23 protein-coding genes are annotated in these 23,706 nt (G+C 67.4%); 16 read left to right on the top strand and 7 right to left on the bottom strand.

The genetic code is table 11. The features are described from left to right. Positions 1-135: 135 nt before the first annotated feature. From amaB to AC5P7U_RS11650, 7 genes are all read left to right on the top strand, one after another. Positions 136-1,668: an L-piperidine-6-carboxylate dehydrogenase gene (amaB, locus tag AC5P7U_RS11680; protein WP_053510056.1), complete on the top strand. Its 1,533-nt coding sequence runs from the start codon at positions 136-138 to the stop codon at positions 1,666-1,668. Next, complete coding sequence (locus AC5P7U_RS11675) at positions 1,668-2,471, top strand: SDR family oxidoreductase (protein WP_197563005.1); 804 nt, start codon at positions 1,668-1,670, stop codon at positions 2,469-2,471. The genes amaB and AC5P7U_RS11675 overlap by 1 nt, the downstream gene beginning before the upstream one ends. 138 nt (positions 2,472-2,609) lie before the next feature. Beyond that, positions 2,610-2,894 (top strand): DUF4190 domain-containing protein, encoded by a 285-nt coding sequence (locus AC5P7U_RS11670; RefSeq protein ID WP_006435840.1) that lies wholly within the window; start codon positions 2,610-2,612, stop codon positions 2,892-2,894. A gap of 5 nt (positions 2,895-2,899) precedes the next feature. After that, a complete protein-coding gene (locus AC5P7U_RS11665) occupies positions 2,900-3,670 on the top strand; it encodes a class I SAM-dependent methyltransferase (protein ID WP_006435838.1) in 771 nt (256 codons plus the stop codon). Between the two features lie 8 nt (positions 3,671-3,678). Next, on the top strand, positions 3,679-4,734 hold the full coding sequence (locus AC5P7U_RS11660) for a quinone-dependent dihydroorotate dehydrogenase (RefSeq protein ID WP_006435836.1): 1,056 nt from the start codon (positions 3,679-3,681) through the stop codon (positions 4,732-4,734). Positions 4,735-4,742: 8 nt separating this feature from the next. Continuing rightward, on the top strand, positions 4,743-5,804 hold the full coding sequence (gene murB / locus AC5P7U_RS11655; protein WP_197563004.1) for a UDP-N-acetylmuramate dehydrogenase: 1,062 nt from the start codon (positions 4,743-4,745) through the stop codon (positions 5,802-5,804). A gap of 32 nt (positions 5,805-5,836) precedes the next feature. Next, positions 5,837-6,724 carry a DMT family transporter gene (locus AC5P7U_RS11650; RefSeq protein WP_053508874.1) on the top strand — a complete coding sequence of 296 codons (888 nt, stop codon included), beginning with the start codon at positions 5,837-5,839 and terminating at the stop codon, positions 6,722-6,724. 76 nt (positions 6,725-6,800) lie between these two features. On the opposite strand, the gene AC5P7U_RS11645 is transcribed toward AC5P7U_RS11650, so the two are convergent. The 4 genes from AC5P7U_RS11645 to AC5P7U_RS11630 all read right to left on the bottom strand — a co-directional run bounded on the left by AC5P7U_RS11645 (position 6,801) and on the right by AC5P7U_RS11630 (position 10,410). After that, complete coding sequence (locus tag AC5P7U_RS11645; RefSeq protein WP_006435791.1) at positions 6,801-7,805, bottom strand: aminoglycoside phosphotransferase family protein; 1,005 nt, start codon at positions 7,803-7,805, stop codon at positions 6,801-6,803. A gap of 98 nt (positions 7,806-7,903) precedes the next feature. Beyond that, positions 7,904-8,938, bottom strand: a complete 1,035-nt coding sequence (locus AC5P7U_RS11640) for a DUF418 domain-containing protein (protein ID WP_006435789.1) — start codon at positions 8,936-8,938, stop codon at positions 7,904-7,906. After that, positions 8,935-9,525, bottom strand: a complete 591-nt coding sequence (locus AC5P7U_RS11635; protein ID WP_197563003.1) for a TetR/AcrR family transcriptional regulator — start codon at positions 9,523-9,525, stop codon at positions 8,935-8,937. The genes AC5P7U_RS11640 and AC5P7U_RS11635 overlap by 4 nt, the downstream gene beginning before the upstream one ends. Before the next feature lie 81 nt (positions 9,526-9,606). Beyond that, complete coding sequence (locus tag AC5P7U_RS11630) at positions 9,607-10,410, bottom strand: APH(3')-II family aminoglycoside O-phosphotransferase (RefSeq protein WP_197563002.1); 804 nt, start codon at positions 10,408-10,410, stop codon at positions 9,607-9,609. Positions 10,411-10,538: 128 nt separating this feature from the next. Here AC5P7U_RS11630 and AC5P7U_RS11625 point away from each other — a divergent pair, with 128 nt between their 5' ends. The 4 genes from AC5P7U_RS11625 to AC5P7U_RS11610 all read left to right on the top strand — a co-directional run bounded on the left by AC5P7U_RS11625 (position 10,539) and on the right by AC5P7U_RS11610 (position 14,247). After that, the gene (locus AC5P7U_RS11625) at positions 10,539-10,715 is read left to right on the top strand and encodes a hypothetical protein (protein ID WP_308307779.1); all 177 of its coding nucleotides are present in this window, start codon (positions 10,539-10,541) and stop codon (positions 10,713-10,715) included. A gap of 14 nt (positions 10,716-10,729) precedes the next feature. Beyond that, positions 10,730-11,458, top strand: coding sequence for a GNAT family N-acetyltransferase (locus AC5P7U_RS11620; RefSeq protein WP_197563001.1), 729 nt, complete (start codon positions 10,730-10,732; stop codon positions 11,456-11,458). 29 nt (positions 11,459-11,487) lie between these two features. Continuing rightward, positions 11,488-12,204, top strand: a complete 717-nt coding sequence (locus AC5P7U_RS11615; RefSeq protein ID WP_197563000.1) for an SDR family NAD(P)-dependent oxidoreductase — start codon at positions 11,488-11,490, stop codon at positions 12,202-12,204. Between the two features lie 96 nt (positions 12,205-12,300). Beyond that, positions 12,301-14,247, top strand: coding sequence for an EAL domain-containing protein (locus tag AC5P7U_RS11610; protein ID WP_197562999.1), 1,947 nt, complete (start codon positions 12,301-12,303; stop codon positions 14,245-14,247). Here AC5P7U_RS11610 and AC5P7U_RS11605 read toward each other — a convergent pair. After that, positions 14,244-14,855 (bottom strand): TetR/AcrR family transcriptional regulator, encoded by a 612-nt coding sequence (locus AC5P7U_RS11605; RefSeq protein ID WP_006435685.1) that lies wholly within the window; start codon positions 14,853-14,855, stop codon positions 14,244-14,246. The genes AC5P7U_RS11610 and AC5P7U_RS11605 overlap by 4 nt on opposite strands. A 104-nt stretch (positions 14,856-14,959) precedes the next feature. Here AC5P7U_RS11605 and AC5P7U_RS11600 point away from each other — a divergent pair, with 104 nt between their 5' ends. The 4 genes from AC5P7U_RS11600 to AC5P7U_RS11585 all read left to right on the top strand — a co-directional run bounded on the left by AC5P7U_RS11600 (position 14,960) and on the right by AC5P7U_RS11585 (position 18,429). Beyond that, the gene (locus AC5P7U_RS11600) at positions 14,960-16,036 is read left to right on the top strand and encodes an MBL fold metallo-hydrolase (protein WP_197562998.1); all 1,077 of its coding nucleotides are present in this window, start codon (positions 14,960-14,962) and stop codon (positions 16,034-16,036) included. A gap of 218 nt (positions 16,037-16,254) precedes the next feature. Then, entirely contained in the window at positions 16,255-16,998 is a 744-nt protein-coding gene (locus tag AC5P7U_RS11595; RefSeq protein WP_197562997.1) for an SDR family oxidoreductase, read from the top strand. 16 nt (positions 16,999-17,014) lie between these two features. Next, on the top strand, positions 17,015-17,512 hold the full coding sequence (locus tag AC5P7U_RS11590) for a DUF1097 domain-containing protein (RefSeq protein ID WP_197562995.1): 498 nt from the start codon (positions 17,015-17,017) through the stop codon (positions 17,510-17,512). Between the two features lie 23 nt (positions 17,513-17,535). Beyond that, positions 17,536-18,429 carry an SDR family NAD(P)-dependent oxidoreductase gene (locus AC5P7U_RS11585; protein ID WP_197562993.1) on the top strand — a complete coding sequence of 298 codons (894 nt, stop codon included), beginning with the start codon at positions 17,536-17,538 and terminating at the stop codon, positions 18,427-18,429. Positions 18,430-18,522: 93 nt separating this feature from the next. Here the strand turns inward: AC5P7U_RS11585 and AC5P7U_RS11580 are convergent, their stop codons facing one another. Next, entirely contained in the window at positions 18,523-19,020 is a 498-nt protein-coding gene (locus AC5P7U_RS11580; RefSeq protein WP_049457267.1) for a helix-turn-helix transcriptional regulator, read from the bottom strand. Positions 19,021-19,518: 498 nt separating this feature from the next. Here AC5P7U_RS11580 and AC5P7U_RS11575 point away from each other — a divergent pair, with 498 nt between their 5' ends. After that, positions 19,519-22,635 (top strand): galactose-binding domain-containing protein, encoded by a 3,117-nt coding sequence (locus AC5P7U_RS11575; RefSeq protein ID WP_197562991.1) that lies wholly within the window; start codon positions 19,519-19,521, stop codon positions 22,633-22,635. A gap of 88 nt (positions 22,636-22,723) precedes the next feature. On the opposite strand, the gene AC5P7U_RS11570 is transcribed toward AC5P7U_RS11575, so the two are convergent. Beyond that, positions 22,724-23,698 (bottom strand): transporter substrate-binding domain-containing protein, encoded by a 975-nt coding sequence (locus AC5P7U_RS11570; protein WP_197562989.1) that lies wholly within the window; start codon positions 23,696-23,698, stop codon positions 22,724-22,726. Positions 23,699-23,706: the final 8 nt, after the last annotated feature.

The raw sequence follows: 23,706 nt of genomic DNA, 5'->3' as shown, positions 1-23,706 counted from the left end.
TGTTCCAACCCGGCTGCGCTGGCGCGTTGCACCATGGCCGCACGGGCCGCTCTGCTACCATCGGCGATTCAGTTCATCGCGCCCCCCACCTGCCCGCGATGGCACCAAACAACGTAACGAAACACAGGAGTCTGCATGTCTTCCGAGCTGCTCAAGTCCCTTGGCCTGGACGCGATCAACGCTGGCACGTACCTGGGCAACGGGGAGTGGTCGAGCGCGACCAGCGGTGAGCTGATCACCCCGGTCAACCCGACCACCGGCGAGCCGATCGCGCAGGTCCGCGCGACCACCGAGGCCGAGTACGACACCGTCGTCGCCCGTGCCCAGGAAGCCTTCAAGGTCTGGCGCACCACCCCGGCCCCGCGCCGCGGCGAAGCCGTGCGCCTGTGCGGCGAAGCGCTGCGCAAGCACAAGGACGCCCTCGGTTCGCTGGTCGCCCTGGAAATGGGCAAGAGCAAGCCGGAAGGCGACGGCGAAGTGCAGGAGATGATCGACATCGCCGATTTCGCCGTCGGCCAGAGCCGCATGCTGTACGGCTACACCATGCATTCCGAGCGCCCCGGCCACCGCATGTACGAGCAGTACCACCCGCTGGGCCTGGTCGGCATCATCTCGGCCTTCAACTTCCCGGTCGCGGTGTGGAGCTGGAATTCGTTCCTGGCCGCCATCTGTGGCGACGTGTGCATCTGGAAACCGTCCAACAAGACCCCGCTAACCGCCATCGCCTCGCTGAAGATCTGCAACGACGCGCTGCGCGAAGCCGGCTTCCCGGACATCTTCTTCCTGATCAACGACGCCGGTACTGCGCTGTCGGAAAAGATGGTCGATGACCGCCGCGTACCGCTGATCAGCTTCACCGGCTCGACCCAGGTCGGCCGCACCGTCAACGAAAAGGTCGCGCGCCGCCTTGGCCGCTGCCTGCTGGAGCTGGGCGGCAACAACGCCATCATCCTGGACGAAACCGCCGACCTGAAGCTGGCCGTGCCGGGCATCGTGTTCGGTGCGGTCGGTACCGCCGGCCAGCGCTGCACCACCACCCGCCGCCTGATCGTGCACCGCTCGATCTACGCCGACGTGCTGGCCACGCTGGTCAAGGCGTACAAGCAGGTCGAAGGCAAGATCGGCGATCCGACCGACGCCGCCAACCTGATGGGCCCGCTGAACAGCGACGGCGCCGTGCAGCAGTTCCTCGATGCCATCGCCCAGGCCAAGGCCGCCGGCGGCACCATCGAAACCGGTGGCACCCGCATCGACCGTGCCGGCAACTTCGTCCTGCCGGCGATTGTCTCGGGCCTGAAGAACAGCGACGCCGTGGTCCAGCATGAGACCTTCGCGCCGATCCTGTACGTGATGCCGTACGACAGCCTCGACGAAGCCATCGACATGCAGAACGGCGTGCCGCAGGGCCTGTCGTCCTCGATCTTCACCACCAACCTCAAGACTGCCGAGAAGTTCCTGTCGGCCGCCGGCAGCGACTGCGGCATCGCCAACATCAACATCGGCACGTCCGGTGCGGAAATCGGTGGCGCCTTCGGTGGCGAGAAGGACACCGGCGGTGGCCGCGAGTCCGGCTCGGATGCGTGGAAGGTCTACATGCGCCGCCAGACCAACACCATCAACTATTCGGATTCGCTGCCGCTGGCCCAGGGCATCAAGTTCGACCTGTGATGGACAACGCCGCACCCACGGCACCGGATCGGATCCCCGCAGGGGCTCCGATCCTTGACTACAGTGGCCGCCGCGTGCTGATCGCCGGTGGCAGCAAGGGCATCGGTCGTGAAATGGCGCTGGCGTTTGCCGGCGCCGGTGCGCAGGTTTCGGTCTGCGCCCGCGGCCAGTCCGGTCTGGACGCGCTGCGCGCCAATGCGACCGCACAGGGCGCCGCGCTGCACACGTTCGCCGCCGACCTGGCCGACACCGGTCAGATCCAGGGCTGGCTGCAGGCCGCCGCCGACGCACTCGGTGGCATCGACGTGCTGGTCAACAATGCCACCGGCTACGGCATGGCCGACGACGAGGACGGATGGGCCGCCAGCCTGCAGGTGGACCTGATGGCGGCGGTACGGGCTTCGCGACTGTCCTTGCCGTGGCTGCGCATGTCCGACGACGCCTGCATTCTCAATCTGTCTTCGATTGCCGCGCAGCAGCCGCGCCCCGGTGGCGCGCCCTATGCCGCAGCGAAGGCTGCGCTCTCGCACTACACCACCTCGCAGGCGCTGGCGCTGGCCAAGGACCGGATCCGGGTCAATGCCATCGCGCCCGGCTCGATCGAATTCGACGACGGCCTGTGGGACCGCCGCCGCAGCGAAGATCCCGCGTTGTACCACGCCACCCTGGCGAAGATCCCGTTCGGCCGCTTCGGCCACCCGCGCGAGATCGCCGACGCTGCGCTGTTCCTGTGCTCGCCGCTGGCGCGCTGGATCACCGGCAGCGTACTCAACGTGGATGGCGGCCAGGTGCTGATGGGCTGACACCGGCATCCCGGTAGCTGCCAACCTTGGTTGGCATGCCGTTCGTCGACCAAGACCGACGCCTGCCATCGCATTCACCGGGCATGGGATTGCCCGGGCAGAGGCACTATCATGTGCACACTGCCAAGGAGGACCCCGATGAGCGTGGCACCCCGACAGACAAGCGCCCTGGCCGTGGTCAGCCTGGTCATGGGCATCGCCAGCTGGACCGTCCTGCCCTTCGTGGCCAGCATCGTCGCCATCGTCACCGGCCACATGGCCCGCGCCGAAATCCGCCGCCGCCCGCTTGAACTTGAAGGTGACGGCCTGGCCGTCACCGGCCTGGTGCTGGGCTGGGTGATGGTCGGCGCGGTGATCGCCGCGATCCTGGTCTTCATCCTGTTCTTCGGCGGCCTGGCCTGGCTCGCCGCTGTATCGAACTGACCGCCATGACCGCCTCCGACAGCACTGAACGCTTCAGCAGCCGCGTCGCCGACTACGTCCGCTACCGGCCCGATTACCCGCCCGCGCTGCTGCAATGGCTGCACGGCCCGATGGGCGTCAGCCATCAGGCGCAGGTGGCCGACATCGGCGCCGGCACCGGCATTTCCAGCCGCCTGTTCCTGGCCACCGGCCATCCGGTGGTGGCCGTTGAGCCGAATGCGGCCATGCGCGGCGCCGCCGAAGCGTGGCTGGCACCGCAGTATCCGCAGTTCCGTGCGGTCGACGGCCGCGCCGAAGCAACCGGCCTGGATGCTGCCAGCATCGATCTGGTGAGCGTCGCGCAGGCCTTCCACTGGTTCGACACCGTGGCGGTGCGCGCCGAGTGGCAGCGCATCCTGCGCCCGGGCGGCCAGTCACTGATCTACTGGAACTCGCGCCTGCTCGACGCCAGCCCGTTCCTGGTCGGCTACGAGCAGCTGCTGCTGGACTACGGCACCGACTACAGCGCGGTGGCCGAACGCTACCAGGACGACGCCACCATGCAGGCCTGGTTCGGTAGTGGGCTGCGCGGCATGGTGCAGCTGCCGAACGTGCAGTACCTGGACCTGGACGCCCTGCGCGGTCGCCTGTTGTCTTCTTCCTACGCACCGCAACCTGGTCATCCGCGCCACGCGCCGATGATCGATGCCCTGCAGGACCTGTTCGCCGCCCACGCGGTCGACGGCCAGGTCGCTTTTGAATATCAAACCCGAGCCTTCCTCGGCACGCTGGACTGAACCGACGCATGTATTCGCTTGCCCGCCCCTTCCTGTTCTCGCTCGACGCCGAGCGCGCCCACGGCCTCGGCCTGTCCGCACTGGACCTGGCCTATCGCACCGGCACCACGCCGCTGCTGGCCGCCCGCATCGCGCCGATGCCGAGCACCGTGTTCGGGCTGACCTTCCCCAATCCGGTCGGCCTGGCTGCCGGCCTGGACAAGAACGGCGAGCACATCGATGCGCTGTTCGCGCTCGGCTTCGGCTTCGTCGAGATCGGCACCATCACCCCGCGCCCGCAGGCCGGCAACCCGCAGCCGCGCCTGTTCCGCCTGCCGGAACACAACGCGATCATCAACCGCATGGGCTTCAACAATGCGGGCGTGGATGCGCTGGTGCGCAACGTCGAGCGCGCGCGCAACCGCCGTGGCCTGCTCGGCATCAACATCGGCAAGAACAAGGACACCCCCAACGAACAGGCCGTGGATGACTACATCGCCTGCCTGGACAAGGTGTACCCGCTGGCGGACTACATCACCGTCAACATCTCCTCGCCCAACACCGCCGGCCTGCGTGAGCTGCAGGAAGAAACCGCGCTGCGCCAGCTGGTCAGCCAGCTGCGCGACCGCCAGGAGGCACTGGCCGCCCGGCACGGCCGCCGCGTGCCGATGCTGGTGAAGGTGGCGCCGGACCTGAGCGAGCGTGACATCGATGCTGCCGCGCGCGTGCTGGGCGAACTGAAGGTGGACGGCGTGATCGCCACCAACACCACCGTCGACCACAGCAAGGTGGCCGGCGACCCGTTGGCCAATGAAGCCGGCGGCCTGTCCGGCGCCCCGGTGCTGGAGCAGTCCACGCTGGTGCTGCGCCGCCTGCGCGCGCGCCTGCCCGAATCGGTGCCGCTGGTCGGTGTCGGCGGCATCCTGTCCGGTGCCGATGCAGTGGCCAAGATGGCCGCCGGTGCCGCGCTGGTGCAGTGCTACAGCGGCCTGATCTTCCGTGGCCCGGCGCTGGTCTCCGAGTGCGTGGAGGCGATCCGTCGCCGCCGCGAAGCGCCCAGCCGCGGCGCGGTGGCGCCGCTGTGAGCGCGCCCATGGACACCGCCGACGGCGCCGCACCGCTGCGCTGGACGCTCACCCGCAATGCGCCGCTGCAGGCGCTGAACACCTTCCACGTGCAGGCCAGCGCCGCACAGCTGCTGGAACTGCACGCCCCCGCACTGTTGCCGGACGTGCTGGCGCTGCCCGAGGTGGCCAACGGCCCGCTGCTGGTGCTGGGCAGCGGCAGCAACGTGCTGATCGCCGACGACCTGCCCGGCACCGTGCTGGTGTTCGGCAACCGTGACATCAGCTTCCTCGAACACCGCGCCGACCATGCCGTGATCCGCGCCGGTGCCGGCGTGCCCTGGCACGGTCTGGTGATGTGGTCGCTGCAGGAGGGCCTGTCCGGACTGGAGAACCTGGCGCTGATTCCCGGCACCGCCGGTGCCGCGCCGATCCAGAACATCGGCGCCTATGGCGCACAGATCGGCGAATTCATCCAGGCCGTCGAAGCCTGGGACTGCCACGAGCAGGCCTGGGTGCGGCTGGACAACGAACAGTGCGGCTTCGGGTACCGCGACAGCGTGTTCAAGCAGCAGATGGACCGCTACCTGATCACCGCCATCGAACTGAAGCTGCCGCTGCTGCATGACCTGCGCATGGACTACGCCGGCATCCGCGAGGAACTGCAGGCGCAGGGCGTGGAACTGCCCGGTGCGGTGGACGTGGCCAATGCGGTGATCGCGATCCGCCGCCGCAAGCTGCCGGACCCCGACGTGCTCGGCAACGCCGGCAGCTTCTTCAAGAACCCGGTGCTGCCGCTGGAGCAGGTCGATGTGCTGCTGCAGCACTTCCCCGATCTGCCGGTGTTCCCGTCCGACCAGGAAGGCAAGCGCAAGGTCTCGGCGGCCTGGATGATCGAGTCCTGCGGCTGGAAGGGTTTCCGCGAGGGCGATGCCGGCGTGGCCCCCAGCCATGCACTGGTACTGGTCAACCACGGCAACGCCACTGGCGCTGAACTGCTGGCACTGGCGCGCCGCATCTCGGCCTCGGTGCTGGAGAAGTTCGGCGTGCCGATCGAACCGGAGCCCCGCCTGCTCGGCGCACAGTGGTGAACACCCCCACCCTCTCCCCAGGCGCCACCCCGATGCGGGCGGCGCTGCTGATGCTCGGCAGCACGATGGCGTTTGGCCTGATGGCGGTGGCGATCCGCTATGCCACCCGCTACGTGCCGACCCAGGAAGTGGCCTTCTTCCGCAACGCCTTCGGCCTGCTGGCGCTGTTGCCGATGCTGCTGCGCCCGGGCCACGCACCGCTGAAAACCCAGCAGTTGCCGCGTTATTTCCTGCGCAGCGCGATCGGCCTGGGCTCGATGCTGTGCGCCTTCTGGGCGCTGGGCCATCTGCCGCTGGCGCAGGCGGTTTCCCTGTCCTACTCCACCCCGCTGTTCGTCACGATTGCGGCGGTACTGTGGTTGGGCGAAACCGTGCGCGTGCGTCGCTGGGCAGCGGTGGTGGTCGGCTTCATCGGCGTGCTGGTGATCGTGCGCCCGGGTACCGCCGGCTTCACCGCCGGCAGCCTGGTGGCCGTGGCCGCCGCCCTGCTCAGTTCACTGGTGGCGATCCAGATCAAGCAGCTCACCCGCGTCGACAGCGCCGACACCGTGGTGCTCTACACCTACGTCTTCTGGGTGCCGCTGTCGCTGGTTCCGGCCCTGTTCGTCTGGGTCTGGCCAACCGGCACCGCCTGGTTGTGGCTGCTGGCCACCGGCGTGCTGGGCACCATCGGCCAGCTGTTGTGGACACGCGCGTTGCGCCTGGGCGAAGTCTCGGCACTGACCCCGATCAGCTTCCTGCAGCTGCCGCTGGTGACGCTGTTTGGCTGGCTGCTGTTCAACGAAAGCGTGGACCGCTGGACGATCATCGGCGCCGGCATCATCCTTGCCGCCAACGCCTACATCGCCCACCGCGAAGCCGTGCTGTCACGCCGCGCCGCCAGTGCCGCCGCCTCCGCCGCAGCCAAACCTGCCGAGTAGGTCTCCCTATAGCGTCGAGCCATGCTCGACGCATCGCGCGCAGCGCGAAGAATCATAAATGGCAGGTGACGTGCGTTTACAGCGCCCGATACGCCCGCTCCGCCGCATCGAACACATTGCCCGGAGCAAACTGCTCCCCCAGGTAATGCAGCGATTGCCGGCGCAACTGCGGAGAACGCTCTTCTCCATCGCTGCCCAGCAGGACCTGCTGGAACTCGATCAGGTCCTGCAGGATGCGCCAGTGGCGGTACCACGCGATCCAGCGCGGATCTCCCAGGTCGCTGCCATAGCCCGCTGCGAAATCAAGCGGATTCTCGCGACCCCAACGCCCGCCCACGGCGCCACCGATGAACATCAGGTCGCGCTCGCGTGGCGCCAGCGACAGGCCATCCCAATCGATCAGATGCAGGCCACCATCGTTCCCCATCAGTAGATTGCCGGCATGCAGGTCGGTGTGGCACAGGTGCAGATCGACCGGTGCATCCTTCAATGCAGCGTGCAGCTCCAGCGCGCTCGCATGCAGCGCCGCGATGCGCGCATGCTGCTGATCCCAGACCGAAGCGAATGCGCGGCCCAGACCGTCCTGCGCCACCGCCAGCCCCTCACCCACCAGCCACTGCCCGACCGTCTCCAGGGCGCCGGTTTCCATCCGCACGGTGGGCAGCGCCTGCTGCAGCTCCGCTGGCAGCTGCGCCGCGTGCAGGCGTCGCAGCACTTCGCCCAGCCGCTTCCACTGCGTGCGGCTCAGCGCCGCCTCGAAGCCGGACTGCCCTTCGATGTAGGAGAACAAGGTGAACTGCAGCCCCCAGCGTTGTACCGACGCGCCTCCCGTCAACGCCGGCCAGGGCGCGACGATCTCCTCGATACCCAGCGTGCCGCGCAGCCAGTGCAGGCTGTCCCAGACTGCTGGATCGACCTGGTAGGTGCGGCACTTCAACCACCATTGCCCGCGCCGCGCATCGACGCGATACACGCTGGCGTTGGCATCGGCGCCCACCGGGCGCGGCACCACTGCGTTCGCCGTGATGGCATAGGACTGCTGCAGGACTTCGCCGAGATGCTGCGCCGAAGCGGATGACATGGATGCAAACGGAAAGTATTACCTGCCGCTACTATCGCAGATGCGTTCGCTACGACACAGACATGTCCGTCACAACATCGTGCGTCGCGACCCAAGGGCTAACCCGCGATGCGCCGCATCACCATTTCCAGAGGGCCGCGCGCGAACTGCCATGACCACAACCACGCCGCCCCGGTCGCCAGCAGCAGGAACAGCAGCGCCCACAGCAGCACCGAGGCGAGCGAGGCACGGCCATCCAGCAGGCCCAGGCTTTCCAGCGTGCCCATGCCCAGCAGGATGTGCGCGACGTACAGGGTCAGGGTCATTCGCCCGGCCGCGGTGAACGGTGCCAACCACTCGCCCGAGCGTAGACGCGCCAGCCACAGGCAGGCCGCGATGACACTGCAGGCCGCGCCCGCGCCCGTCAGCACATAGGCCGGCCCCGGCGGCATCGGCTGCGTTCCCAGCCACGGCTGCCAGGGCGTTCCCTGCGCCAGCTGCTGCACGCCATGCCCGGTCCCGATCAGCAGCAGGCCCAGCACCAGCAGTGCGCGCTGCGCCCGAGGCTGCGACAACGGCAGGCGCGCCAGCAGCATGCCCAGCAGAAAGAAGCACAGCCACGGCAGCAACGGATGGAAGCCGTTGAACAACAGGTTGCGCGCCATGCCAGGCCACCGCCACAGGCCGGCATACTCCAGCGTCTGCCAGTTCCAGCCTTCGCTGTAGTCCCACTGCAGCAGCGCCCAGAACGAACCCGCGGCCAGGCCGACGATGCTGGCCAGCAACAACCATGGCGACGCACGCAGCCACAGCACCGCCAGCGCGAAGTACACCGCGTAGTAGTGCAGGATATCGGCCGGGAACAGCGTCAGGTTGAGCAGGCCCAGCACCAGCAGGAACAGTGCGCGCCGCCAGGTCTGCACGCTGGCCGGCCACCATCCCTGCCGCCGCGTGGCCAGCACCAGTCCCAGCCCGGCCAGCGTAACGAAGGTGGCCGAGGCCTTGCCTTCCAGCAGGTGGAAGAAGCCTGCCAACCCACCCGTACCCTCTGCGGGCACGGCCATCGCCAGGCGGAAATTGACCAGCACCATGCCGGCCAGTGCGAGGTAGCGTGCCAGGTCCAGGCCGTGCAGGCGCCGGTCATCGACGCTCATGCGCGCGCACCCAGCAGCAGCGCCAGCAGCCCGATATCCAGCGGCTCACCATCCGCCTCATCGGCCTCGCCCAGCCCTCGGCGCAATGCATCGCTTTCGATGGCATCCAGCAGCACCTGCGCCTGCAGTGGCGGAGCCAGCGCCGGGCGCCGCCGCTCGCGCTGTGCCACGCGCTGCAGGGCATCGGCCAGAGCCTGTTGCAGCTGCCTGCGATTGGCCGCGAAAGCCTCGGCCACGGCGGGGGTACGTGCACTCTCGGCCAGCACCTCGACCGCAAGCGTCGCCCACTGCGGCTGCCGGCACAGCGCATGCAGATCCAGCAGGAACGCCATCACCTGTGTGCGCTCGCCGTCGGCGGCCGCCAGCCGCTGAAGCATCGGTGCCAGTTCTTCGCTCTCGGCCACTGCTACCGCGAGGATGATCGCCTCCTTGCCCGGAAAATGGTTGTAGAGGTTGCCCAGGCTGACGCCGGCCGCCTGCGCGATGTCGCGCATGCTGGTCTGGTGGAAGCCCTTGGCCAGGAAGCACTGCAGCGCCGCCTGCAGGATCAGGGCCACGCGCTGCTCATTGCGTTCGATTCGGCTCATGGCGCGAATAATGAACGAACGTTCGTCCATTTCAAGCGCCCGCGAAGCCACCGGCAGGCCGGCGTTCAGCCCCCGCTCGCTTCAGAAGAACTCGTCGAGCAATCGATAGAACGCCAGCCGCCGCTCATCGGCGATCACGCCGTAACGCTGGAACAGCGGCGCCACCCAGCGCGTGTCACCAAAATTGTGCACGAGGCTGCGCGCGGCCAATGCCAGGTCCTGGTAGCGGTCGGCCACGCCCAAGCGCCCGCAATCGATGAAACCGCTGAAGCGGCCGTCAGCCACCATCAGGTTGGGCAGGCAGGCATCGCCATGGCAGACCACCCGGTCTTCGTGCGCCGGCCGGCTCGCGCAAAGCTCGACAAAGACCTGTTGCGCGCTCTGGCCCAGGCGTTCGTCATCGAAGTCGTCGGCGTCGACCACACCGGCCTCGACGCGTGCCTGCGCGGCATGGAGGCGCGACGCCAACCGCTGGTCGAACGGACAGGTTGACACCGGCAAGGCATGCAGGTCGCGCAATGCGTCAGCCAGCACCACTACCACCTGTCGGGGTGGCAGATCCACTGACGTGGCCAGGTCGCGGCCTGGCAGCGCACTCATCAGCAACCAGCGCCGGCCCGCTTCTTCGGCAGTGGCCATCACCGTCGGTGCGGGCTGCCCCTGTGCCTGCAACCAGCGCAGGCGTGCGATCTCATCACCCAGTTCACTGAAGGCATCGATCACTTCCGATTTCAGGAACGCATCGGCCTGCCCTGGCCGGTGCACGCGGGCAACATCAGCGCGCGAAACGCCGATCGACTGCCGCTCAAAACGCGCGCCGGCCAGCGCTTCCTGCCAGGCGTGAGGCAGGGGCATGCCATCCATGCGCGCGTGGGTTGCTTCCATGCCGGGAAACGCCTGTTGCCGATGACTGCACGGATTCTCGCTCATCCGGCATGCCCCCCGTCAACAGCACCAATGATGGAGCTGTGCCTGGCGCGCTGAACATTCCCGTTACGGAACGGCATGCATGGATGGACGAACGGCCACGCGCCGTCCACATTGTCGCCGACTGCCACGGGCCCTGCTGCGTGCTGTCCAACGATGCGCTGGCGATGCTGGACGAGGCCGGACTGGCGGCGCAGCAGCTCCCCGCCGGCTACCCCGAATGGAAGGCGTCCGGCCTGCAGGTGAATCTGCCCCGGCACTGAGCGAGACCACTGTCATGGATGATGCGTTTGCCCCGATGATCGATGCCAGCTGGCGGCGCATCTGCGGGGGTGAGCGCATGCTGCAGGACGATCCCCTGCTGTACCTGGCCTGCAGCGATGATTTAGACGAGGGTGAGGACGGCATGCTGCTGCAACCGTTTGCTGGTCCTGCGCGCGCGGTGCTGCGCCCAGTCCTGGCGGAACGCCTGCAACTGTACGCACGCGCGCATTGGACACTCGCACAGCTGCGGCAGCGGCTGATCGACGTCGGCCAGCGCACGCATGGCGCCGACCGCCTCTTCTATTTCCCTGCTGCAGAACTTGCGGCACTGGCCGAGCACCCTGCACCGCCCCACATCCGCCGCCTCGCTCCAGCCGACACTGCTGTGTTCAGTGCGTTCCAGGCCAGCGCCAGCAAGGGGGATCTCGATGCGGCCTGGGTCGAGCTCGACCACTGGCAGGTGTTCGGTGCCTTCGACGGCGAGCAGCTGGTCGCGGCCGGCAGCCTGTACCCGTGGAGCCTGGATCCGGCACTCGCCGACATGGGCGTGCTGACACTGCCCGAAGCCCGTGGGCGTGGTCATGCACGCCGGCTCGTGCAGACGATGGCCATATCCGCCCAGGCCTCCGGGTTGCAGCCGCAGTACCGATGCCAGCTCGACAACACGGCCTCCATCACCACTGCCGAACGCAGCGGCCTGCGCGCGTTCGGCGACTGGGACCTCATCCTGGCGGCCCACTGATGCCGCCACTGCACAACCAAGGAAGCAACATGAAATTGATGATCATCGGCGCTAGCAGAGGCCTGGGACGCGCGTTCGTGGAAGGCCTCTGTGCCCCGGGTGACACTGTGATTGGTGTCTCGCGCACCCGCCCGCGCGGCATCGCCTGCCCTGACGACGTCACTCTGCAATGGATCGAAGCAGACCTGTCCCGGCCCACCGCAGCGGCCGACCACATCGCAGCGCAGGCACCGGCCGATATCGATGTGCTGATCCACAACCTGGGCATCTGGGAAGACAAGGCCTTCAGCGACGAATACGCCTTTCTCGATGAAAGCGATACCGCGCTCGCGCAGCTGGTCGACGTCAACATCACCGCCACCCTGATGCTGCTGCAGCGCCTGTTGCCCCGTGTATTGAATGCAGCACGGCCACAGCTGGTGCTGACCGGTTCCACCTCGGCACTGCCGCGCAGCGGCCGCCCGGAAGTGGCCTTCGGCGCTTCGAAGTTCGCGCTCAACGGCATCGCCGATACGCTGCGCGAAGGCTTCCGCGAGCGCCGCCTGGCGGTCACCAGCCTGCAGCTGGGTTATCTCAATACCGACGACGCACTGGCGGTACCGGTGGCTGACGCCGCAGCGCGCGGCGAAGGCGGGCTGGTGCCCGTGCACGACGTGGTGGCCATGGTGCGTGCACTGCTGCAGCTATCGCCCTCGGGCTTCGTGCGCGAACTGGTGCTACCGGCCATCGCCGACCCGCGCTACTGACCACGGCGGCCAGCGCAGGGAGGCGTCAGTGGCCGCGCGCGCGGCCGTGGTTTACCCTGCTCCTCACTGGCCGTCGGTCACAGGCGGGAACCTGCTATGGATGCGCTTTCACGGGTTACGGCCCAGGTCCTGGACAGTGCCCTGCCCAGCCTGCCGCTGTACCTGCTGCAGGCCACCGCCGTCATCGGCATGATCGGCGTGCTGCTGATCGCCACCCGCCGCGCCGGCCATGCCATCGAAGGGCGCCGCCTGTATGTGGGCGTGGCGCTGGGCCTGATCTACCTGTTCAATTCCTGGTTCGTGGCCGGCTATACCCAGGGCGTGGTCAAGCTCCACCTCGGCTTCGACATCCTACTGGTCAGCGGCCTGCTCGGTGGCTGGCGCGGCGGCCTGGCCTGCCTGGCCGCCAGCCTGCTGGCCCGCTACCAGTTCTCCGGCACCCAGTTCTTCCTGCCCGCGGCCCTTGAATCCCTGCTGCAGATGCTGGCCGGCATCTGGCTGCGCAGGCGCCTGCACCCGCGCATGCTCAACGAACTCTCGCTGCCGATGATCCTGCAGGCCTGGGGCGTGCGCATCGGCGTGACCGCGCTGGGCCTGGCCCTCGGCGTGGCGATCATCGGCGCCGATCAGCTGCCGGTAACAGAACTGGCGATCCAGCGCCTGCTGGCATTGCCCGTGTCGCTGTTGATGCTGGGCGCCGTGTTCGCACTGGTCTACAACGATGCGCAGATCGATGCCCAGCGCCAGCGCGAGCAGGCCTGGCTGCGCATCGACCCGATCAGCGGCCTGCCCAACATGCGCGCGCTCGGCGAACGCCTGCAGCACTATTGGCGCGACAACGACGGCATCGGTCATGCCTGCCTGATCGTCGCCGAGATGGGCAACCTGCGTGACCTGCGGCTGCGTTATGGGCCGCTGCAGGACAACGGACTGTGGCGGCGCGACAGCGGCGACGATGTGCGCCGCCTGCTGCCATCACTGCCTGCGGACAGGCTGGAGATCTATCAGTTCGGTGATGCCGCGCTGGCGATCCTGGTGCAGGGCCTGTCGTTGCCGGAACTGCGCACGCAGCCCCGCATCACCGAACTGGCGTCCGGGCTGGCCGAGCGCATCAGCGAGGAGTGGCCAGGCTTCCGGCCGCTGGTCCGCTGCGCGGTGGTCGAACTGAAGCCGCCCGGTGACGCCGACGACGGGCACCTGCCCTTCCGCGCGATCACGCTGGCGTTGAGCGCGATCAAGTCGGGCGTCGTGTTCTTCGACGATCCGGTCCAGCGCGACAGCGAGATCGACGTGCTGATCGAAGGTGCACTGGAACGCTGGCTCCGCCAAGGCGACGCGCCGTTGTGCTACCAGCCCAAGCATCGCCTGCAGGACCGGCGCCTGGTCGGTGCCGAAGCGTTGCTGCGCATGCGCGACGGCGAGGGCCGGATGGTCACGCCGATGCGGGTGATCTCGCTGCTGCGCCGCCAGGGCCGCCTGGCCGACCTGGAATGGGCCACGCTGCAGTCAGCCATCCACTTCCTGCAGCAGTGCCGGGGTGAGGGCCTGCAACTGACCGTGGCGGTCAATGTCTCCGCCGAGTCGCTGCGCCTGCCCCGTTTCGGCCTGCGCCTGCAGGAACTGCTGCAGCTGCATGATGTGCCCGGGACGATGCTGCGCCTGGAAATCGTCGAGTGGACCGAGATCGTCGAACGCGATGTGGTCGATGCCAACATCGCGCAATTGCTGGCCGCCGAAGTGACCTTGTCCCTGGATGATTTCGGTGCGGGCTACTCGACCCTGATCCTGCTCTCGCAGCTGGCCATCGCCGAGGTCAAGATCGAGCAGGCGTTGATCGCCACGCTGTCCGATGCCAAGTCACAGTCGATCGTGCGCTTCATCGTTGAAGTCGCGCATCGCTGCGGCGCGATCGTGGTGGCCGAAGGCACCGAGACCCTGGCACAGGAACAGCAGCTGCGCGCACTGGGCGTGGATGTCGGCCAGGGCTATCTGTACTCGGCTGCGCTACCGGCGGATGAATTCCGTCGTTTCGCCGCCGGCTAGATCGCGTAGTAGCCCAGGAACATCGCCACCGCCGACTCGGCCACGCGCGCGCGTTCCTCGGCGTTCAACGGCGCCTGCCCCATCGTCACCTGCGGCCAGAACGCAAAGCTCTTCACCAGGCCGTGCAGCTGGTGCCCGGCAAACTCCGGATCGACCGCACGCAGGCGCCCATCGGCAATCGCCGCGCGTATCCACGCACTCTCGCCGCTTTCCTTCTCGCCCATGCGGCAAACGATCGCCTGCGCGCGCTCCGGCGAATGGATGATCTCGGCCATCGCCACCCGCGCCAGATCGATGAAGTTGGCGTCGCTGAGCAGCTCCAGTTTCTGCCCCACAAGCTGCAGCAGCTGTGCCGGCAGCGGCTGGTCGGCGCGGTACGGCAGGGTGTCGCTGGCCGCGCTGCGCTCCCACAGCTCCTCCAGGATCATCGAGAACAACGCTTCCTTGCTTGGGAAGTGGTTGTAGACGGTGCGCTTGGAGACTCCGGCCGCTTCGGCGATGCGGTCCATGCTGGTGGCCTCGTAACCCGATGCACGGAACTCCTCCACCGCCGCGCGCACGATGGCGTCGCGTTTGCGGTCGGTCAGGCGTTGCGGGGCACGGGGCATGGCAGGAACCAGTCAGCTGAACGGATGCGTACACTTTACACCGACCAGTGTACTTTTGAAAAACACGAAACTACACTGTGCAGTGTACCCAGCGGACGTCACCCATGAAGCGCCTGCTCCTTGTCCTTTTGCTTGGAATCCTCGCCGTGACCGCCTACACCTTCTGCAAGTCCTGGTCCCTTCCCGACTTCCCCGATTCGCCGCAGTACCGCGACGGCAAGTTCCGCAACGCCCTGCCACGGCCGGCAATGGGCCTGCGCGACGGCGTGGAGATCTGGTGGACGTTCCTGTTCAACAAGCCCAAGGGCACGGTGCCGGCGCACCCCATTCCGGTGCTGCCGCTGGACCGCGCCCGCCTGGACGCCGCGCCCGACCGCAGCCTGTTCCGGCTCGGGCACTCGACGATCCTGCTGAAGCTGCGCGGCCAGTATTGGCTGACCGACCCGGTATTCTCCGAGCGCGCCTCTCCGGTGCAGTGGATGGGCCCGGCGCGTTTCCACGCGCCCCCCATCAGCATCGACGAACTGCCGCCGATCGCCGGTGTGATCCTCTCGCACAACCACTACGACCATCTCGACCACGCCGCGGTGATGCAGCTGGCCGGCAAGACCGCGCGTTTCATTGCGCCGCTGGGGGTGGGCGACCAGCTCATCGCCTGGGGCGTGGATGCCGCCAAGGTGGAACAGCTGGACTGGTGGCAGTCGACCGAAGCCAGCGGCCTGCGCCTGACCGCCACCCCGGGCCAGCACTTTTCCGGCCGTGGGCTGGGCGACAGTGATCGCAGCCTGTGGGCGTCCTGGGTCATCCAGGACGGCGACTTCCGCATCTTCTTCAGTGGCGACACCGGCTACTTCGATGGCTTCAAGGCCATCGGCGAGAAGTACGGCCCGTTCGACCTCACCATGATCGAAACCGGCGCCTATGACCCACGCTGGGCGTTCGTGCACATGCAACCGGAACAGACCCTGCAGGCGCACCTGGATCTGCGCGGCAAGTGGCTGCTGCCGATCCACAACGGAACCTTCGATCTGGCCCTGCATGCCTGGCAACAACCGTTCGAGCGCATCACCGCCCTGGCGAAGGCAAACAGCGTGCCGGTGGCCACGCCGATGATGGGCGAAGCGCTGGACATGCAGGCGCCGAGCGCCGGCACGCGCTGGTGGGAGCAGGTGCAGTTGTAGCCTGCCACCGCGCCCTGCCTGGAACCCTCTGCCGCCCCCGCCTCGCGCGGGTGCTGCAGCAGCACAGCTGTGGCGGCCCGGGCGGGGACGTACAGCGGGTCGGCGGCCTGATTGTTCGGCTACCCGGATGATGTTGCCGGATCAAGGGGGATTATCCGTCCGGCAATTACGCTCAGGATGACCGTGCGCCATGTGGGTGCGCCTTCCTGGATCTGAACATGAACATCGCTTCCTCAGCCCCCGTTGCCCTTGTCACCGGCGGCTCGCGCGGCATCGGCGCCGCCATCTCCCGCCGCCTCGCCGCCGACGGCTTTGCCGTTGCCATCAACTATGCCGGCCGTCACCAAGAGGCCGAAGCACTGGCCAACGAGCTGATGGCCAAGGGTGGCCAGGCCATCGCGCTTCAAGCCGATGTCGCCAAGCCGCAGTCCGTGCACTCCCTGTTCGATGCGATCGAGGCACGTTTCGGCGGTGTCGATGTGGTCGTGAACAGTGCCGGGGTACTGGAACTCGCTTCGCTGGCCGAGAGCGAAGACACCCTGTTCGACCGCCTCATCGCCATCAACCTGAAGGGCGCGTTCAATGTGCTGCGCGAGAGCGCACGCCGTGTTCGCGACGGCGGCCGCATCGTCACCCTGTCCACCAGCGTGGTCGGATTCAAGCTCGAGCGCTATGGCGTCTATGCCGCAAGCAAGGCGGCGGTGGAAACCATGAGCGCCATCCTCAGCAAGGAACTGCGCGGCCGCGGCATCACCGTGAACGCGGTCGCACCGGGCCCGACGGCAACGAGCCTGTTCCTGGAAGGCAAATCAGCCGAGCTGATCGACCGGTTGGCAAAGATGAGCCCGCTTGAACGCCTGGGTACGCCGGATGACATCGCCGCTGCTGTGGCCTTCCTGGCCGGTGCCGACGGCGGATGGATCAACGGTCAGGTCCTGCGTGCCAACGGCGGCGCGGTCTGAGCCACGGGGAGACGCCATGAATCCGATCCCTGTTTCCCGCAGTGCCTACGCCCTCGTCACCGTGACCGCGGCGCTCACCGCGGCCTTCGCCGCAGCCGGAGCGCTGCATGCCGGCTGGCCGGTGTGGACGATGTTCATCGGTTGGATTGCCTTTTTCACGCGGCTGCAGGGCACGCGCTCCACGATCGAAAACCTGGCCTGCGTCTGGTTCGGGCTGGGCATCGGCGCATTGGCAACACTTGCAGTGGGCCTGCTCTCTCCCTCACTGGGTCCCTCGCTGGCCGTGCCCGCCGTCGTGCTGGTCGTAGCGCTGTGCGTGGTCGCCCTGCGTGGCCTGCCGGTATTGAACAACCTGCTGGGGTACTTCCTCGGTCTGGTCAGCTGGTTCGCGGCCCACCTTGAGCCCTCGCTGGCCCATCTCTCCGAACTGGCCGCGGCCAGCGCCCTCGGTTCACTGGCCGCCTGGACCGCGCACACCGTGCCGCAGCGCCTGTTGGCCCGCGCCCGGCAATGACCCTCTCTTCTTCTGGAGTTTCCATGTCGCACACCATCCTGATCACCGGCGCATCCTCCGGCTTCGGCCTGATGACCGCCAAGGCACTGGCCCTTGCCGGCCACGTCGTCTACGCCTCGATGCGCGAAACGCGCGGGCGCAATGCAACCCGCGTGGCCGACATCGCACAGTGGGCAGACGCGCATCACGCCGACCTTCGCAGCGTTGAACTGGACGTGCAGTCGGACGCGTCCAGCCAGGCGGCGGTCGAACAGGTTCTGGCCGAAGCAGGCGCGCTCGACGTCATCGTGCACAACGCCGGGCACATGGTGTTCGGGCCGGCTGAAGCATTCACCCCGGAGCAGCTGATGCAGCAGTACGACGTCAATGTGCTGGGCACACAGCGGGTGAACCGCGCCGCGCTGCCACACCTGCGCCGCCGTGGCAGCGGCCTGCTCGTCTGGATCGGCTCGTCCTCCACACGCGGTGGCACGCCACCGTTCCTTGCGCCCTACTTCGCCGCCAAGGCCGCCATGGATGCACTGGCGGTGTCCTATTCAACCGAACTGTCGCGGTGGGGCATCGAGACCACGATCATGGTGCCGGGTGCATTCACCAAGGGCACCAATCACTTCCTGCATTCGGGCACGCCCGCCGATACCGCCATCGTGGACGACTATGAGAATGGCCCGTATGCAGGTGTCGCCGACCAGGCACTGAAGGGCCTGGCAGGGCGGGAGCCTGCAGATGCCGATCCCGAGGAGGTCGCGCGGCAGATCGTGCGGGTGGTGGGCCTGCCACACGGACATCGGCCATTCCGGGTACATGTAGACCCCTCACAGGACGGCGCCGAAGTGGTCAATGCCGTTGCCGATCGCATGCGACGCGAAATGTACACCGCAATCGGTCTTGCAGACCTGCTCTCGCCACGGGGTTGAGCCCGGAAAGCCAGTGGACCTGCGGGGCGCCTTCGGGCGCCCTTTCGCAGGACGCCAGCGCGCGGGTGACAGCGCTGATGCGGTAGCCCGGCACTACGCCTTCGGCTGCAACCTGCGCCCTTCCCGGGCCAGATTCAACTGCAATGCGGCCGCGGCCAGTTCGGCCATTTCCGTGGTGACCTTCTCGCTGCCACGCGCGCGCAACCAACCCAGAATGTCGGCCAGGTGCCAGATGGAGGTTGAGCCGTCATGCACCGGGGACGGAAACGACTGCGGGTTGGCCAGCATCAGCTTCCGCATGTTCTGTCGCGACATCCCGAGCAGATCGGCTACATCCGTAAGCCCCACCAGATCCGGGCTCACCTCCACCAGTTCGGCACCCGGCACGGCCCGCTGCACATCATCCACTGCCGAGCACAGCGCGACCACCGCGCTGTCGGCGTCACGGCAGAAGGCCAGCGCCATCCTCCCCGGCAAGCCGCTGCCCAGAAGCGCGTCGTCACACCCCGCCTCCACCAGCCGCCGCTCAAGCACTCCGACGTCATCGTAAAGTTCGGGCAAGCGGTACTTCAGGGTGAAATTGAATTCCATCGTCTGCCACCTCGCTTCCGTCGAAGCCTGATTTCATTGCTCACGACTGCAGTTCTCGACCACGCGGCGCAAGGCGCGCGCATGGTTGCCAGGACTGCGCGGCGTGCTCCAGATGCTCACGACACAGAATTCTCCGCATCGGCAGTCGGTGTCGTTGTAAGGGCAATACATCCGGCCCCACGCATGGCTCCCACCTACACGGAGGCTCCAGCCTCGAGCTTCCGCGAACCGCAGCACCGATTCGATGTCCTTGTCGGGATGACGAGCACGAGACATTCCTTGTTCTCCCTAGTCTGCACATGACAGGCCATGGTTGTCAAATGACAACCTGCATGGCTTTGCCTTGAGCAATGACCCTAGCCAATCCCGGTCATGCGTCCAGAGCCACATCCGTCAGCACTCGTTGCATCGCCTACCGCAGCGCGTCATGTAAACGGTTACAACCCTTGCTAGCGTAGCGCTCGCCCGATCCCGGCCGAACCTGCGAGGTTGTCTGTAATGGCATTTCGCGTTGAACGCTCCACTGTCCTCAAGCTGCCCTCCTCTTTCCGCCTCACCGCAGCCCTGCTGTTTGTCGGGCTGGCGTTCTCCGCGCAGGCCCAGAACCTGCCGGCCCGCGACCAGTGGCGGGCAAGTGCTTCATCGCAGCAGGTCCCGGCCATGGCCATCAGCCACCTGATCGACAACGATCCGAACACGGTGACCGGCGGCGCGTTCAGTCCCGGCCACTGGTTCCAGATCGACCTCGGCGCGCCGGCCACGCTCGCTGGCGTGCGCCTGACCTGGGATGTCTCCAATCCCGAGGGCTACACGTTGCAGACCTCGCTGGACGGGACGCAGTGGCAGACCGCCTACACCATGGACGATTCACTCGGCGGCGTCGAAACGCTGTACTTCGCGCCACGCCAGGCCCGTTACCTGCGCCTGGCCAGTCCGCGGCGCACCTCCGACTGGGGCGTGTCGATCTTCGAAATGGAACCGCTCGATACGTCGCTCAGCGCGCGCTTGGTGGGACTCGATGCCACGCAGTCAGCGGCGCTGTGGCAAGGCGGCAGTGCAGTAGCCATTCCCGCCGGCAGGGGTGGCGTCCATACGCTCGACATCACCTTGCCACGCCCGCAGCCGAGCACCGGGCTGGCGGTGGACTGGGCCAGCGTGCACGGTGCCGCAGCGCTGCAGGCCCAGGATGGCAAAGGCCGCTGGCATGCGCTGGCAAAGGACGCGCAGGCAGCGACCCGGAAGCAGAGCTGGCTCGCGGCCAGCGCGCCGCTCGACATCCACGCACTACGGTTGACGGTGCACGGCGACGCTCCGCAGATCGCCCGCATCCGCCTGCTGGGCCCGAAGGCGGTGATGACGCCGATGAAGCGTTACCAGATTGCCGCCAGCGGTGCGCAACGTGCCTTGTTCCCCGCCTCGCTGCAGATGCAGCAGACCTACTGGACCGCCGTGGGTGTGCACGCGGGTCGGCAGAAATCGATCTTCGACGAATACGGCAATCTCGAAGCCTTCAAGGGCGCACCGCTGGTGCAGCCGATCTGGCGCAATGCCGACGGGCACGCTGCAGGCGCGGCGGGGCAGACGGTGCAGCATGCCCTGCGCGATGGATGGAAGCCGATGCCGTCGGCCACCTGGGCACCTCAGCCCGGACTGGAGCTGCGCAGCGAGGCCTTCGCCATTGAGCGCGACGGGCAGCCGGTCACCCTGCTTCGCCACCGGCTGCACAACAGCGGCACGACCACGATCAACGGCACGCTGACCCTGGTTGTACGCCCCATGCAGATGAACCCGCCGTGGCAGAACGGTGGCCTGTCACCGATCCGCGATGTGTCCGTCGAAGGTCAGGCGGTGCGCATCAATGGCCGTATCCTGCTGCATTCACTCACCCCGGTGACGGCGTCGGGCGCCGCGCCCTTCGGTGCGGAAGGTGCAAAGGAAATCACTGCCGCCATCGCCACCGGCACGCTGCCCGACACGCAACAGGCACGGGATGACCAGGGCCTTGCCGCAGCGGCCCTCAGCTATCGCGTTTCGCTGGCGCCCGGGGCCAGCGAGGCCATCGTCGCTGCCTTCCCGTTGGGCACCGCCGCCGCCGATGCCAACGGTGCACTGCCGGACGCTCCTCCGCTCGACCTGTCCTCGCTGCCACACGGAGCCGATGCAGCGTTCGACGCGCTGGCCGCGCAGGCCTCAACGGATTGGCAGGCACGGCTGGGCCAGGTGGGGCTGCGCCTGCCCGATCCTTCGCTGGTCGACATGCTGCGCGCGCAGGCCGCCTACATGCTGATCAACCAGACCGGGCCGGCCATGCAGCCGGGGCCACGCAACTACAACCGCTCCTTCATCCGCGACGGCATGGCCACGTCGGCGGTGCTGCTGCGCATGGGCGAAGCCAAGGTCGCGCGCGACTACCTTGCGTGGTACAGCGAGCACGGCGTGCACGCCAACGGACTGGTCTCGCCGATCCTCAACGACGATGGCAGCGTCAACACCGGTTTTGGTTCGGACATCGAGTACGACAGCCAGGGGCAATACGTCGCACTGGTCGCCGATGTCGCCCGCCTCGATGGCGGGCCGGAGTCGGTGCGCGCGTACCTGCCGAAAGTGAAGGCGGCGCTGCGCTTCCTGCAGCAGCTGCGCGAGCGCACGCTGGTAGCGGGTTACATGGCCGACCAGCCGTCGCCGGAACGCTTCGCCGGCATCCTTGCACCATCCATCAGTCATGAGGGCTATCCATCACCGACCCACAGCTACTGGGATGACTACTGGGGCCTGAAGGGCTGGCACGATGGCGCGTGGCTGGCCGACGCACTGGGCGATCACGAAACCGCGGTGTGGGCGCGTCAGCAGCACAAGGCGCTGTACGACGCGCTGCACGCATCGATCCGCGCGACGATGGCGTGGAAGGGCATCGACTTCATCCCGTCCTCGGCGGATCTGGGTGATGGCGATCCCACGGGCGTCTCGATCGCCCTGGACCCGACCGGCGCGCAGAGCGTGTTGCCTGCCGATGCGTTGCGGACCACCTTCGCCCGCTATCTGGAGGACGTGCGCAAGCGCAACCAGCCCGGTGCGCTGTATGCCTACACGCCCTATGAGATCCGCAACGTATTGAGCTACGTACACCTGGGCCAGCCCGAGGCCGCCGATGAACTGCTGCAGGGCCTGCTGCATGACCGGCGCCCGCTGGAGTGGCAGGTGCTGGCCGAAGTCGTGCATTCGCGGTTGCGTTTCCCGCGCTACCTGGGTGACATGCCACACACCTGGATCGGTGCCGAGTATGGTCGCACGCTGTTCGGCATGCTGATGCGCGAAGACGATGATGCGCTGTCATTGCTGCCGGGCACTCCGCCGTCCTGGGTGGCCGGTGATGGGCTGGCGGTGGAGCGACTGCCCACCGCATATGGCACCTTGCAGATGCAGGCGCGGCAGCGCGACGGCGCGCTGACGGTCACGCTGGGCGATGGGCTGCGCAGAGGCACGGCGGTGAAGGTCTGGTGGCCGCAGCGCACGATACCGAAATCGGTGCGTGTGGATGGGCGGCCAGTTGCCGACTTCGACGCCGAGGGCGTGCGCCTGGCGAAACCGTTCCGGACGCTGGAAGCGCGCTGGTAGAGTCGAGCTTGCTCGACTGCACTTCGCCGCCCCCCACCCCAGTCGAGCAAGCCCGACGCTACAGGGCCGCGCCGGGCCACACCCGGCGTCAGAGTGCAGGCAACCCCGGAGGATTGGTCTGCGACTGCGGCACCGCTTCCTCGGCCACGTTCCAGCGCGCCAGCGCCTGCGCATACGTGCCGCTGCCGATCTGGGTGTTCAGCGCCTGTGTCACTGCGTCGGCAAGGCCGCTGCCCTTGCGCGTGGTCACCGAGATCGCCGCAGCGTTTGGCCAGCCACCGGGGAACAGGCCGACGCGCCGCACCTTGCCGTCGCGCGCCGAGTAGGCGCCGGTAGCATTGGGTTCGAAGGAGACGTCGGCGCGGCCGGTGATCACCGCAAGCCGCCCCACCACCGCATCATCGAAGTACTGGTATTCCACCGGCTTCAGACCGGCGGCGATGTTCTGCTGGTCCCACTGCCGCAGGATCTGGTCCTGGTTGGTGGCAGCACCGACCACCACCTTCAGCCCGGCCACGTCGGCGGGCTTGTCGATCTTCCGGATCGGCCCATCCCTGCGCGTATAGATACCCAGCAGGTCGTAGCGATAGCTGGAGAAATCGAACTTCTTCTTGCGCTCCTCGGTGACCGTCACGTTCGACAGCACCGCATCGTACTTGCCCGATTCCAGCCCCAGCGGCCAGTCGGCCCAGGCCACCGGCACGATCACCAGCTTCAGGCCCAATGCATCGGCAATCAGTCGCGCGATGTCCGGCTCGATGCCGACCACCTCCTTGCTGTCGGCACCATAGTCTGCCAGCGGCAGCTGCCCCGGGTGGGTGGCCACGGTGAACGTACCGGGCGTGACGAAGCGGTAGCCCGCGGGAATCAACGCCTGCGCCTTCGGATCGAGTGTGCCTTCCAGCACGGCGGTGTTCGCGCCGGCCAGGCTGGCCACTACCACGGTGCCGGTATCCGGTGCCTGGCGCACGCGCGAATAGACAATGCCGGCGATGCCGATGACCAGCACGCCCACGATCAACAGGGTGCTGCGCGACGGTCCACGCGATGCTGCAGGGCTCATGGCGTTCC

The organism is Stenotrophomonas sp. YJH_SMC_57 (assembly GCF_059369755.1).
This window is presented reverse-complemented; position numbering and strand designations above follow the sequence as displayed.